Origin of the sequence: Paenibacillus sp. FSL W7-1287, from assembly GCF_038004245.1 — a bacterium.
Classification (GTDB): Bacteria; Bacillota; Bacilli; order Paenibacillales; family Paenibacillaceae; genus Pristimantibacillus; species Pristimantibacillus camelliae.
In genome coordinates this window covers 3,668,174-3,681,200 of record NZ_JBBORD010000001.1, presented here as the reverse complement: position 1 = coordinate 3,681,200, position 13,027 = coordinate 3,668,174, and the positions used below count along the sequence as shown (strand labels likewise).

The following is a 13,027-nucleotide window of genomic DNA, read 5'->3' as shown; positions in this document are numbered from 1 at the left end:
GTTATCAACAAATTGTGGACGAACTAGCTTTATGAATCAGAGATAGAAAATAACGTTTCGAAAAGAAGAAAAGGGGCTGATCGACGATGAAGGAGCGTGTGGAACAGGGAGCTGCATCAATCGTTATGCATGAAAGTGATGATGTTGCAACAGCGCTTGAGTCCTTACAAGCAGAGCAGCAAGTGGTGGTTAGGATTGGAGAGGCGTCCATTCCAATGAAGCTAAAGCAACCTATTCCGTTTGGTCATAAATTTGCTATTCGTGCGCTGCTAGCGGGTACAGAGGTACGGAAGTATGGAGAGGTCATTGGGCGCGCGTCTAAGGCTATTGCGCTAGGCGAGCATGTTCACGTTCATAATCTAGAAGGAATTCGTGGTCGTGGCGACCAAGCGAGCAAGGGAGGGTGAGAAGTTGACTACCATTCAGATGTACAAGAGAAGTAATGGAGAGTTTGGCATTCGTAATCATTTACTCATTATTCCTACCGTCATATGTGCGAATCAGGTAGCGAATCGTGTCATGCAGCTTGTCCCCGATTCTGTTGCGATTCCTCACCAGCACGGCTGCAGCCAGATCGGAGCAGATAAACAGCGTACCTTTGATGTGCTGGCTGGAACAGGTAAAAATCCTAACGTTGGCGCAGTGCTTATTATTAGCTTGGGCTGCGAGGTGATCGATCCTGCGGAGCTAGCCAGAGAAATAAGCAGGACTGGAAAGCGCGTGGAATGGTTCGATATTCAATCCGTAGGAGGCTCGATTAAGGCGATCCAGCACGGGACACAGCTTGCGAAGGAGATGCGTGCAGAGCTTGATCGAATGGAGCAGGTAGCAGCCCCGCTAGCTGCATTGAAGATAGGCGTGAAATGCGGCGGCTCCGATGCTACGAGCGGGTTATGCTCCAACCCTGCTCTGGGCGCAGCGGTGGATCAGCTGATCGCAAGCGGCGGCAGCACAGTAATCGGAGAGACGACTGAGATTATCGGTGCAGAGCATGTGCTGGCACAGCGAGCTGCGGATGAACCAACAAAGCAACGGTTGTATGATATCGTTGCAGCCTTCGAGGCCGAGGTTACTCGCATGGGCGAGGATATGCGAGGAGGCAATCCAAGTCCCGGCAATATTGCTGGCGGGCTGACGACAATTGAGGAGAAATCTCTTGGCTGTATTAGCAAGGGCGGTACAACACCTATAAAGGGTGTTATTGAATATGCCGAGGCATTGCCACAAGACGGGCAAGGCGGGCTGTACTTTATGGATTCGCCAGGCAACGATATCGAGTGTGTGTCAGGCATGGCAGCCGGGGGCGTGCATCTTGTTTGCTTTACGACGGGACGCGGAACACCTACAGGCTCAGCGGTTGTTCCAGTCATTAAAATTACTGGCAATAAGCAAATGTATGAGCGAATGCAGGACAATATGGACGTTGATGTAAGTGATGTGCTGCAGGGCGGCCTGACGCTGCAGCAAGCGGGGGAAGCGATCTGGCAGGAGATTGTCGAAGTAGCCGGCGGCAAGCTGACGAAGGCAGAGCTGCTTGGACATACCGAGTTTAGCATTAATCGGATTGGACCGAGCTTATAACGATAACGGGGAGGGCAGCACCATGAGGAGACTAGAGGGGAAGAAGGCGTTAGTAACTGGCGGCAGCCGTGGAATTGGTGAAGCGATTGTTATTAGGCTGGCAGAAGAAGGCGCATCCGTGGCGATCAACTATACGTCGGAACGATCAGAGGAGCTGGCACGGCAAGTCCAGCTGAAGGTTGAGGCGCTTGGCGGCAAAGCATGTGTCGTACGGGCTGATGTTGGCAATAAGCAGCAGGTGGTAGAGATGTTCCAACAGGTAGAAGCTGAGATTGGGGAGATAGATATTCTAGTCAACAATGCTGGCATCGCTCCCTTCGAGCCATTTCTAGAGGTGTCAGAGGAAACGTGGGATCGTACTTATGATACGAATGTAAAATCCATCTTCCTGTGTTCTCAGCTTGCTGCGCCTCGGATGATAGCAAAAGGCTACGGCAAAATCATTAATGTGTTGTCGACAGCAAGCCTCGTTGTTACAAGTCCATTAATCCCGCACTATCAATCCTCAAAAGCAGCAGCACATATGCTTACCAAGGGGATGGCCATCGAGCTTGGCAAGTATGGTATCAATGTAAATGCTGTAGGTCCAAGCACAGTAGATACTGATATGTGCACGGATTACTTAGCAGATCCAGACATTTATCGCAAGGAAGTAGAGGCTAATCCAATGAAACGGCTTGGCACATCTAGGCAAATTGGTGATGCTGTTGTTTTTCTAGCGTCAGAAGAAGCCATGCAAATTAACGGGCATTTGCTCATGGTTGATGGCGGGTTAAGTGTCAAGGCAGCTCAGCCAGAGGATCATATCCATTAAGTAGAGTTAAGTAGAATAAGTGAGGAGGGACATTCTTGAAGCTTCAGAACAAAATCGCAATCATTACTGGAGCAGGCTCAGGGATTGGCAAAACGACTGCACTTCGTTTTGCTAAGGAAGGCGCAATTGTCATCGTCAATGATCGAGATACCGAGAAGGGGCAATCGGTCGTGCAGGAAATTAAAGAGCTGGGCGGCACAGCGACCTTCTTATGCGCGGACGTAACGTCTGCAGAGTCCGTGCTGTCTATGATTGAGCAAGCAATTGCAGCCTATGGTCAGATCGATATTCTATTCAACAATGCCGGCATTAGTGGAATTGGTCTGCTGCATGAAATAGAGCCAGATGCATGGCAAGCGGTGATGGACGTGAATATTAAAGGCGTGTATCTTACGAGCAAATACGTGCTGCCCTATATGATGGCTAAGCGAAGTGGATCAATTATCAATATGTCCTCGTGTATTGCAGAGATAGGACTCGCGAATCGAGCAAGCTATGCAGCGTCCAAAGGAGCGATCCTTGCATTAACGAAATCAATGCAGGTCGACTATGCGCCTTATAACATTCGTGTCAATGCACTGCTGCCGGGCACCATATTAACACCATTCGTTGAGCAGTATTTGCGTACCTCCTACGATGATCCAGAGCAAGCGATGGTTGCGCTAAAAACAAGACAGCTAAGCGGTGATCTGGGCACACCAGAGGATGTAGCGAGTGCAGCATTGTTTCTAGCCTCAGATGAATCGAAATTTATGATGGGGTCGCCGCTATATATTGATGGCGGGGTAGTATTTGGTAAAAATGCGTAATGTTGTTGATAATGAAGAAGGATCAAATTATAGTGAGAACATAGCATCTGAATATACAATCCATTCATAGAAAGGAAGAATAGTAGGATGAAATTATTAAGCTTTTATAACGATGATAAGCTCCATTTAGGTGTTTTGTTAGAGCAAGGGGTTCTCGATGTACATAAAGCAGTTCAAAAGCTAGCTCCTGGACCCGATCAATCGCTAGCCGTAACGATGGAGGAAGCCGTTTATGGTGGAACAGCAGCGCTTAATCAGCTGGGAGACTTTATCGAAGCGAATAATAATGAGCTTACAGCGGATAAAGAGCTATGGCTTGACGAGAAGGAGCTCGCATTTGGCCCATGCGTGCCAGCGCCAAGCAAAATAATATGTGTAGGCACGAATTATCGCAAGCATGCTGAGGAATCCAATATGCCGATTCCAACGGTGCCTATTCTGTTCAATAAATTCGCCAATACGATTGCTGCACATAAGGAGGTTATCCCACTACCGTTCAATTCGACTCAGGTCGATTATGAAGCAGAGCTTGGTATCGTCATCGGCAAGGAAGCGAAGCGGGTTTCGAAGGAAGATGCACTAGATTATGTGCTTGGCTATTGCAATGTGAATGATTTGTCCGCACGAGAGCTGCAATTCCGCACTCAGCAATGGCTGCTAGGAAAGAGCTGCGATAAATTCAGTCCTGTTGGACCTTACCTTGTTAGCGCAGATGAAGTGGGCAACCCGAATGATCTAACGATTCGCTGCATCGTTAACGGAGAGGTTCGTCAGCACTCCAATACGTCCGATATGATCTTCGACTGCAGTGAGATCATTAGCTATATTTCGGAGCATATGACACTCGTACCAGGTGACCTTATACTGACTGGAACACCGGAAGGTGTGGTCTTTAATGGATTTGACGGGAAGGTATGTCATAGCAAGCCGCATCTTGAATGGCTGAAGGAAGGCGATATCGTCACGATCGAGATCGAGAAGCTTGGCTCCTTAACGAATCGAATGATGCAGGAAGTGTAACGGATAAGAGATACTGCTTAATAGAATTAGTAGCTAGCTTAACTTTCATAAATTCATCCTTATAGGAAGCAGCAGTCAGTTAGATTGGCACAAGAACGTGCAGTCTAGCTGACTGCTGCTTTCTCTATCTTTAGCTTTATGTAAGAGCTTGATTAAAAAGAATACTACAATGCTGAATTGCGAACGGCTGTTCCATTCCTATGTATGAAGCCGTATAATGTAAGCATAAAAGTAGGTGATAGGATGAACTGGAATAATGGATTAAGCAAGCAGCGGCTTCCCCAGTGGCTTGATGCACTAGAGGAGAAGCAGTGTGTGAAGCGTCAGGTAACCGTAGCGGAGCTGCTGTTCGAGAATGAGGATTCAGGGTTTGCTGCATATGCTTGCGTAGAGGATAAACGGACGAGCTTCCGTATCGCAGGTGTATTTCCATTTATATTAAAACAGGATCAAAGCTACTGGATTGAAGGTAGAGTAGCTTACTATAAAGATACGAAGCAGATAGCGGTGGATTCCGTTTACTTAGCACGCCCAGTCACAACCGATGGCATCATCTTGCTGCTGCAAAGCTTGGACGGACTGGATAAACGTGCCTTTACATTGCTGGAGCATTTCGGTGAACAGGTGCTAGATATAATGCTGGAGAATCCAAAGCGCGTAGCTGAAGAAGTATCTGGCATTAGTGAAAGGCAAGCCGAAGCATGGAGTATGCAGCTAAAGCTGCTTGGCGGTAACTTTGATTTGCTTGCTAAGCTGCAAGGGTGGGGGCTTAGCTTGAATCAGGCGAAAAAGCTAATCGCCGAGCTAGGGCAGCAGGTGGATGCACAGATAGAAAGCAACCCATATATGCTTGCAAAAAGAGTAAGAGGCTTCGGTTTTAGACGCTGTGATGCTATTGCTCAGGAGCTTGGCTTCGATATGCGTTCGCGAAGTCGTATCGTTGCTGCGATACGTTATGTGCTGCGCGAAGCCTCGTATGAGGGACACTGCTTTTTAAGACGCCCAGAGCTTGTAGATAAAGTGAAGCAGACGCTAGATCTGCCACCTAGTGAGCTGCACAGCCGAGGTATTAGCTTCGAGAAGCGGGCGATCGAGGCTTTGCTTGAGCCGCTACTAGAACGTGGGAAGCTTATTGAGGATGCGGGTAGAGTTTATTTGTCTGAGCTTTACTACGCTGAGCTGAAGGTAGCAGCCTCCATATTACGTCTACTGCTGCATCAGGGGATAGCGTTCCCTAACGCTGAGAGTGAGCTGCAAGCTTATTTGCAGGATAAGGGGTTGCATCTTGAGCAGAAGCAGATTGAGGCGGCGCTTCAATTTACAGAGCAAACGGGAGGCATGTACATCTTAAACGGAAGTGCAGGCTGCGGAAAAACATTTACACTGAACATTATTCTTGATCTGCTGGAGCGCCAGTATGAACGGATGAGCTTGCCGTTTGAGGTAAAGGTATTTGCGCCTACAGGTAAAGCTGCCAAGGTTGCCGCCAAGGCAACGGGGAGAGCATGTACGACAATTCATCGAGGGCTCAAGTACAATCCAGAGCGAGGCTTTGAGTATAATGAGCAGTCGCCGCTGCCTATCGATTGTTTGGTGCTGGATGAAAGCTCGATGCTGGATATCGCGCTGGCTAAGCATCTGTTCAGTGCTATCCCGCCGCATTGCAAGGTTATATTCATGGGCGATACGAAGCAGCTGCCAAGCGTCGGTGCAGGTAATGTGCTGCATGATCTTATTGCAAGTGAGGTTATCCCAGTTGTCACGCTAGATGTGGTAAAGCGTCAAGGCAAGGATTCGGGAATTGTTGCCAATGCGACTCGTATTATTCAAGGCAAAACGATTGCGCCTCAAGCTGCAGAAGGCGATGCGTTCGTCATCGCTCAGTCAGATGCAGCACGTATGCAGATGACAATGCTACGCTCCATCGCTCGATTAATGGAGACGAAGGACTATTCATTAGAGGATATACAGGTGCTTTGCCCGCAGCGTAAAGGGGAAGCGGGCACGTACGTGATGAACTGGCTTATTCAGCAAGCCTTCAATGACCAACGAGAAGGGCTGAAGGTTGAAAACTGTAAGTTTAGGAAAGTGAACGATGCCGATGGCGAAGCAGAGCAGCTTACCCTATACTTTATGCCGGGTGATAAGGTTATTCATACGGCCAACAACTATGCCATGAAGTGGTATAGCAGAAGCGACACGGGTGAATACGTTGAAAATGCTGATGTGCTTGGCATAACAAATGGAGAATGCGGCATCATTGAGGAAATAAAGCTAGTTCAGAGCGATGAGGAGCATGAAGAAGCGGTTGTCATCGTGTGCTATGAGGATGGCTATGTCATGTATACTAATGGCCTAGATGAGCTGGATCACTGCTATGCGATGACCGTACACAAATCGCAGGGCTCACAGTGGCCAGCCGTACTTTTGGTCGTCATGCAGGAGCACTATCATATGCTCGACAACAGTATTTTTTATACAGGCTATACGCGTGCTAAGCAATTCGTATGTGTGATTGGGCAGCAGCGGGCGATCGACTATGCGATAGGGTCCTTTAAGCATACAGCGCGCAATAGCAGCTTGAATGAGAAATTTTTGGCTACCTCCTGAAGGCAGAGGAGAAAACGAAGGGTGCATGCGAAGCTAGCATGCACCCTTCGTGCATTATTTATACTTGATTGTGAAGTGAGCTTCATTAACCCACGACTGATTGACAAAATTACGACCTCGAACAACAACCTTGCTGTTATACACATCAACATAGTAACCTTGACTGCCGTATTTGAATTCATCCTCATCTGTCCATAGATAGGCAACCGACGCTGCATTGAACATCGCCGGAGCAGAATCGTTATAGGTGTAAGGTGCCCCAAGCTCCCAGTGTGAGTGCCCAGAAAACATTACGACCTGTGGATAATTGCTTAGAATAAGCTTAAGCTTTTCATCCTCGATAACACCATACCAGTTCTGATGCTCCAGCGAGCCAGCTACCGTATTTTTCAGAGGCTGATGCAGAAAGAGAAAGATGGGCTTTTCGGGAGTGGCTTCCTCAGCAAGGCGCTGCTTAAGCCATTCTAGTTGTATCGAAGACAGAGAGCAGTATATTGGAAGTCCCTGCTCCGTGCTTAGGAAGATAAAATGATAGCCGTTAATCCAATGGTCATGATAGAGTGCGGAATTGCCGATTCGTTCAAGAAATCTTCCAGATCGATCCTCCCAGCTCCCAATCTCAAGTTCCGGTTTGCTATTGGATAGATTATGAGCCGGAAACTTATTCTTAAACTGCTCCCATAATTGCTGAAGCTGCTCTTCGCTTTCGGGAAGCCCGACATCATGATTGCCTGTCGTTATATAAAGCGGAGGAAGCTTCTTCTTATGCTGGTTCCATATGCGCTGAAACTGATCGTATTCTTCATGGAATCCATGATCCGTTACGTCACCTATATGCATAATTCCTTTGCTTTCCGGGCATTGAGCGATAATATCTCGTAATGCTAGATCTAGATGCTTATTATACTGATGCGCGGGATCAATCGTAATATGCGTGTCTGTAATGACTTGAAAGGAAAAGATTAATCGTTCATTGCTAATCAATGCTTCTGCTCCTTTCTCCTTTTAATAGATTGTGCACTCAAGTATTCCTTCTGCTTAACGCTTTTTCGATTTGTAATGTGATCGATCGTTTGTGTTACTAGTGTGCTTTGCTGCTCATATTCAATCCGATGACGCCGATAATAATGACAGCCATCCATAATAGAGAGGCTACATTTAGCTGATCCTTAAATACGCTGTAGCCGATTATTGTAATGAGCACAATACCAACGCCTGACCATATGGCGTACGCAGTGCTGACATTCATATACTGTAAAGCGAAGTTAAGTGAAGTAAAGCTAGCACCGTAAAACATAAACATAAGTACAGAAGGGACGATATGCTTAAAGCCAGCTGATAGCTTCATCGATATCGTTCCTAAAACCTCTAATACAATGGCAAGAAACAACCATATCCAACCCATGCTGCTCAACCTTTCCTTCGCCTACATTTAAGAGAAGGCAATGTCTGTATAGCTATAAATAATATGATCCGCATCAGGATAATCGCTTGCATGCAGTGACGAATCGGATAAATACGCGATGGAGGCTATTGTGCCTGAGGATCGGGCCATCATCATATCGCCATTTGTATCGCCAATCATGACAACCTCTGAAGGAGCTAGACTCAGCTGCCTGCACACTAGCTCAATCATGTCCGGGTAGGGCTTGCCCCTGGCAACACTATCATGTCCAATGATCGTATCGAACATTGAATCGATCCCTAACCAGTTAAGCTGCTGTCTGGCGGGAAGTGTATCGTCGGCTGTTGCAACGGCTAGCTTAAGCTGATGCTGCTTGCATTGCTGCAGCAGCTCCACGACATGTGGAATTGTCTTGACGCGCTGTTCATCCTCCAGCTGCTTGCTTGCAGCCTGCTGACATTGCACAGCAAGCAGTCGAGCTTGTGCCCAGGTTAACCCGCGATGATAGCCCTGCAGTGCAACGATGGTAAGCAGGTCGTACAAGCTACCGACAGATAGCGGTCCTTGACGGTCATAGTCGACAACGCCTTGCCCATAGCGATGAGTAACGCCAAGTAAAACATACGAATCACTTGATAAAGGGGCAAGCTTAAGCCTTTTTAGCTCGCTAGAAAAACGGTCGAGCATAAGCTCGACCCAATAGCCCCAAGTATGAAGGAAATCCACAAGTGTTCCGTCTTTATCAAAAACGATTCCTTTAATCGGGATTGTCCGATTATCTACATGCAGCAACGTCAATGTGCTTCACCTACATTATTAATTATTTTTTGTTGATCAAATCAAGCTCACGTTGTGCCGTTTCCTTCGCTTCCTTCAACGCTTCTGCAGCTGGTACATTGGCAATTTGCACCTTGTCTGCAGCGATGGATAACGCATCGTTAATTTTTCCGCCTGTCGGATCAAGGAATGGAGAAGAAGCATGCGACGCCTGCATCAATGGCACAGTGCTTTGCGGATTTTGCTCGGCATAGGCTTTAAATTCCTCTGTATCCAGTGCGGATTCACGAACTGCAATGTAGCCTGTGTTCATGGACCAGAAGGCTGTGTTTTCAGCGCTCATGAAGAAACTGAACCATTTGTAAGCGGCCTTCTGCTCTTCAGGACTCGCATTCGCAGGAATACCTGCCATAATCGCTTCTGCTACTGGAGCTCCTACACCCATGCCTTCCCAGCCAGGCTGCTCCATCGCGCCTATAATAGAAAAGTCAAGATCGCCTTGATCGCCGCTAGAACCAGTATAGCCTGCAGCTCTGCCTTGCATTACGTCGTCAATCGTTTTGTACCAATATTCCCATCCTTGACCGCCAGAGTGGATGCGCATAATGCCATCCTCATGAATCCATTTGCGGAATAGTTCCCATGTTGTAACCCATTCCTCTGAATCAATCGTTACCGTTTTGCCGTCCTCGCTTAAGATGGATCCACCTTTACTGAATACAGCATCCATCATATTTTCTCTGCCCCACATTGGCTCCCAGCCATAAAATGTTGTTTGATTGCCGTCTGTTTCAGTCATTTTTGCAGCAGCCTCAGCAAGTGCTTCCCATGTTGTCAGGCTAGCAGGGTCAATCTGATGCTTTTCCAATGCATCCTTGCGGTAGTACATGACTTGTGTTGTGCCGTACATTGGAAGGAAATATTGCTTGCCATCAACCTGTCCTTGCTCGAGGAAGGTTTGGATGACATCCTCTGTGTTGAAGTCTGGATCGCCTGCAATTAATTCGTCTAAAGAAGCGAAGTAGCCTTTCTTTGCCCAGTCTACATTAGATGCAAGAACCGCAGCTGGCGCAGTATTCGTAGCAATAGCTGCTTGCAGCTTTTGAACGGTCTCAGAATAGTCACCCTGCACGACCGGCTTTACAATGACTTCTGATTGTGATTCATTGAATTTGGTTATGAGCGTTTGCATATTCTCACCAAGCTTGCCGCCTAGTCCATACCAGAATTCAATTTCTATGGGGTTGCTGCTAGTAGAGGTACTGCTAACGGCAGTCGAGCTGCTCGTTCCTGCATTGGAAGCGGTGTTGCTGCTAGAGCCTGCATTGCTGCCACATGCAGCAAGCACCATAAAGGAAAGTATGAGTAGACCTGACAAACTTCTTTTTACATTCAACATAAAGAGTCCTCCTTGTCGATAGAGCATGTATGATTAATCCTCTTAAAAACGTAATGAACTTGTGAGTGCTAGATTGCTTGTCTGTGTTGTCCTGCTAGCCTTTTGTAGCTCCGGCTGAGAGGTTGACACTATGAATAATTGTTTTCTGCGTAAAAATAAACAGTAACAGCAGTGGAGCGATCGTCATTGCGCTGGCAGCCATAATGAGTGGCCACTTTAACCCGTATGCACCTCCTTCCACAAAGAAGCTCCGCAGACCAGCAGACACTAATTGCAGCTTAGGGTCATTGGTAATCAACATGGGCCAAAAGTAGTTGTTGTATTGCTCTATGAAAGTAATGAGTGCTAGTACAGCAAAGGATGATCGGGTAATCGGAACAATAATCGTCCACAATATACGAAAATGAGACGCACCATCTACCTGACCTGCTTCAACCAGCTCATGTGATACCTGTAAAAAGGCTTGCCGGATTAAAAAGATCGAAAATACACTTACACAGTTTGAGAAAATGAGTCCAGCATAGCTATTCAAAAGCCCAAGCTCATTCAAGATCAGATAACTCGGCAAATACGTTGCGGTAGCGGGAATCATATAGCCAATCAAAATCGTGGTCGTAAAGAAACCGCTAAGTCGAAATTTCATATGCGTAATGGCGTATGCAAGCATGCTGGAGTTCAAAACCTGCAGCAGCACGATCATGGATGCAACAAATACACTGTTAAACACATATTGAGCGAATGGTGCAGCCAGCCAGGCTTCCTTAAAGTTGTGCCATAGCGGATTGCTAGGCCACAAGGTTGGCGGGAACTGCCATATTTCATCGTTCGTTTTTACAGCGCTGCTAACCATCCAGAAGAATGGAAATGCCATCGCTATAGATAGGGCAGCCATAAGAAGCTGTCTGAATGATCGAGTAACCAATTGTTTAGATAGCATGAGACCTTCCCTTTCCCGATTAGTTATAGTGAACCGTTTTCCTAGCAACGATAAAGGATAGACCAGATAGAATCAGACATCCCAAAACGATAATGATCGCTATGGAGGAAGCTTCACCGATTTGATAGGATGTGAAGGCTGATTGATAATACATGTACAGCAAGGTTCTGGTTGATCCAGCAGGTCCGCCTTGAGTTAGTACATTAATTTGATCGTAGGCTTGTATTGCTTGAATAAGCTGTACGATAATAAGAAAGAACGTAGTTGGCGATATTAGCGGCAATGTGACATGAACCAGCTTTCCCCAGTAACCAGCACCATCGAGCTCTGCTGCTTGGGACAGCTCGGGAGGTACGTTGCGAATCGCTACCATATAGAAAATCATTGCCCAGCCAGCTGACTTCCATATCGTTACGATAAGAACAGCGACCAGTGCCCAGCTTGGATCCTCTAGCCAGCGGATCGGGTCTTGTCCGAGCCAGGACAAGATGAGATTAATGAGGCCGATTTTCGGCTCATACATCCATGACCACACTATGGATACTGCAACAGTAGGTGTTACCCAGGGTGAAAACAGCAGCGTTTGATAGATAGCCGTGCCTTTCATCTTGCGTTCAAACAATAGAGCAAGCGCGAATCCGATGATTATTATGGGCAGCACACTTCCGATGCAGAACAGCATCGTGACCCGCAACGCCTGGTAAAATTGTGGGTTATCGAACAATCGGATATAATTGTTCAGGCCAACATAGGTTTTAACAGGATTCATAAAGTCCCATTCCATAAAGCTTAAGTAAATAACGTACCCAAGTGGGATAAACCAAAACAGCATTAAAGGAACAAGGGCAGGTAGGGTAAATGCCAAAGCCTTTGCATCATTCAACAAGCTTTTCCTCACAATTTTTCCTCCTAGATGGTGTTTGAAAATTCAAATTTTATTGAATCTTTGTTATAATTGTAATGCAATACCGTATTTTTTCTCTTTGTTCAAAAAATATTGTACGTTAATTTGTGATATAAAAGGTTAACTAGCTGTAAACATGAATTTAAGCTTTTGTAAATCAGAAATCACTTGCGGAGGAGTTCTTATGAGAAAAGCGAGAATGGATAAACTGGAACAGCATGCCACGAAGGTCGATCAGCTCAGAGCTAAAGTTATTGATGCGATTGCTGTAACGATGGACTTGTACGGAGTAAATTACACGTTCGGCGAATTGTACGGCGTTATGTTTTTTGAGGATCGTCCGATGACGCTGGAGGAGATGCAGGAGAGCATGGGCATGAGTAAAAGCAATATGAGCTATGCGATTCGCTCATTATTGAATACTCAGATGGTAACGAAGCTTAAGGAGAAGGATGAACGTAAAGACCTATATCGTGCGGAGACGGATTTCTTTCATACCTTCCAGACGTTCTTTGCTAATAAGCTCCAGCGTGAAGTTGATGTAATGAAGGAAGCGATATCGCAAGCCATTCCAATCTATACGGATGTAATCGTGGATCGGGATACAGAAGAAGTAGAAAGAAAGCTCTGTCTAGAGGATTTGCATAAACTAAAGGAGGCGCTTAGCTACTACGATTGGCTGCAGCAGTTCGTTAATCAGTTGAAGGAAGGAAGCTTTTTTCCAGAGAATCGTACTCAGAAGTTATAAGAAAAACACAAAAAAATATTTGT

At 46.4% G+C, this 13,027-nt stretch carries 13 protein-coding genes; 7 read left to right on the top strand and 6 right to left on the bottom strand.

Translation table 11 applies throughout. The features are described from left to right. Window positions 1-86 precede the first annotated feature (86 nt). The 6 genes from NSQ99_RS16725 to recD2 all read left to right on the top strand — a co-directional run bounded on the left by NSQ99_RS16725 (window position 87) and on the right by recD2 (window position 6,834). Window positions 87-407, top strand: coding sequence for a UxaA family hydrolase (locus NSQ99_RS16725; protein WP_340837933.1), 321 nt, complete (start codon window positions 87-89; stop codon window positions 405-407). Between the two features lie 4 nt (window positions 408-411). Next, the gene (locus NSQ99_RS16720; protein ID WP_340837931.1) at window positions 412-1,581 is read left to right on the top strand and encodes a UxaA family hydrolase; all 1,170 of its coding nucleotides are present in this window, start codon (window positions 412-414) and stop codon (window positions 1,579-1,581) included. Window positions 1,582-1,603: 22 nt separating this feature from the next. Beyond that, window positions 1,604-2,395 carry an SDR family NAD(P)-dependent oxidoreductase gene (locus tag NSQ99_RS16715; protein ID WP_340837929.1) on the top strand — a complete coding sequence of 264 codons (792 nt, stop codon included), beginning with the start codon at window positions 1,604-1,606 and terminating at the stop codon, window positions 2,393-2,395. 35 nt (window positions 2,396-2,430) lie between these two features. Then, window positions 2,431-3,204 carry an SDR family NAD(P)-dependent oxidoreductase gene (locus tag NSQ99_RS16710; protein ID WP_340837927.1) on the top strand — a complete coding sequence of 258 codons (774 nt, stop codon included), beginning with the start codon at window positions 2,431-2,433 and terminating at the stop codon, window positions 3,202-3,204. An 87-nt stretch (window positions 3,205-3,291) separates the two neighbouring features. After that, window positions 3,292-4,224: a fumarylacetoacetate hydrolase family protein gene (locus tag NSQ99_RS16705; protein WP_251668828.1), complete on the top strand. Its 933-nt coding sequence runs from the start codon at window positions 3,292-3,294 to the stop codon at window positions 4,222-4,224. A 204-nt stretch (window positions 4,225-4,428) separates the two neighbouring features. Next, the gene (recD2, locus tag NSQ99_RS16700) at window positions 4,429-6,834 is read left to right on the top strand and encodes an SF1B family DNA helicase RecD2 (RefSeq protein WP_340837925.1); all 2,406 of its coding nucleotides are present in this window, start codon (window positions 4,429-4,431) and stop codon (window positions 6,832-6,834) included. 54 nt (window positions 6,835-6,888) lie between these two features. Here recD2 and NSQ99_RS16695 read toward each other — a convergent pair whose 3' ends face one another. From NSQ99_RS16695 to NSQ99_RS16670, 6 genes are all read right to left on the bottom strand, one after another. After that, window positions 6,889-7,818 carry a metallophosphoesterase family protein gene (locus NSQ99_RS16695; protein ID WP_340837923.1) on the bottom strand — a complete coding sequence of 310 codons (930 nt, stop codon included), beginning with the start codon at window positions 7,816-7,818 and terminating at the stop codon, window positions 6,889-6,891. Window positions 7,819-7,915: 97 nt separating this feature from the next. Then, entirely contained in the window at window positions 7,916-8,239 is a 324-nt protein-coding gene (locus NSQ99_RS16690) for a DMT family transporter (RefSeq protein ID WP_251668821.1), read from the bottom strand. A gap of 27 nt (window positions 8,240-8,266) precedes the next feature. Then, on the bottom strand, window positions 8,267-9,037 hold the full coding sequence (locus NSQ99_RS16685) for an HAD family hydrolase (RefSeq protein ID WP_340837921.1): 771 nt from the start codon (window positions 9,035-9,037) through the stop codon (window positions 8,267-8,269). A 22-nt stretch (window positions 9,038-9,059) separates the two neighbouring features. After that, on the bottom strand, window positions 9,060-10,415 hold the full coding sequence (locus tag NSQ99_RS16680) for an ABC transporter substrate-binding protein (protein WP_251668818.1): 1,356 nt from the start codon (window positions 10,413-10,415) through the stop codon (window positions 9,060-9,062). A gap of 94 nt (window positions 10,416-10,509) precedes the next feature. Next, complete coding sequence (locus NSQ99_RS16675) at window positions 10,510-11,352, bottom strand: carbohydrate ABC transporter permease (RefSeq protein WP_251668816.1); 843 nt, start codon at window positions 11,350-11,352, stop codon at window positions 10,510-10,512. Between the two features lie 19 nt (window positions 11,353-11,371). Continuing rightward, a complete protein-coding gene (locus tag NSQ99_RS16670) occupies window positions 11,372-12,250 on the bottom strand; it encodes a carbohydrate ABC transporter permease (protein ID WP_340837918.1) in 879 nt (292 codons plus the stop codon). 190 nt (window positions 12,251-12,440) lie between these two features. Here NSQ99_RS16670 and NSQ99_RS16665 point away from each other — a divergent pair, with 190 nt between their 5' ends. Continuing rightward, the gene (locus NSQ99_RS16665) at window positions 12,441-13,004 is read left to right on the top strand and encodes a GbsR/MarR family transcriptional regulator (protein WP_340837915.1); all 564 of its coding nucleotides are present in this window, start codon (window positions 12,441-12,443) and stop codon (window positions 13,002-13,004) included. Window positions 13,005-13,027 lie beyond the last annotated feature (23 nt).

Coding starts and splice junctions, on each gene's coding strand:
- NSQ99_RS16725 (WP_340837933.1), top strand. CDS start 87: ATGAAGGAGCGTGTGGAACAGGGAGCTGCATCAATCGTTATGCATGAA.
- NSQ99_RS16715 (WP_340837929.1), top strand. CDS start 1,604: ATGAGGAGACTAGAGGGGAAGAAGGCGTTAGTAACTGGCGGCAGCCGT.
- NSQ99_RS16705 (WP_251668828.1), top strand. CDS start 3,292: ATGAAATTATTAAGCTTTTATAACGATGATAAGCTCCATTTAGGTGTT.
- recD2 (WP_340837925.1), top strand. CDS start 4,429: ATGAAGCCGTATAATGTAAGCATAAAAGTAGGTGATAGGATGAACTGG.
- NSQ99_RS16690 (WP_251668821.1), bottom strand. CDS start 8,239: ATGGGTTGGATATGGTTGTTTCTTGCCATTGTATTAGAGGTTTTAGGA.
- NSQ99_RS16680 (WP_251668818.1), bottom strand. CDS start 10,415: ATGTTGAATGTAAAAAGAAGTTTGTCAGGTCTACTCATACTTTCCTTT.
- NSQ99_RS16675 (WP_251668816.1), bottom strand. CDS start 11,352: ATGCTATCTAAACAATTGGTTACTCGATCATTCAGACAGCTTCTTATG.
- NSQ99_RS16665 (WP_340837915.1), top strand. CDS start 12,441: ATGAGAAAAGCGAGAATGGATAAACTGGAACAGCATGCCACGAAGGTC.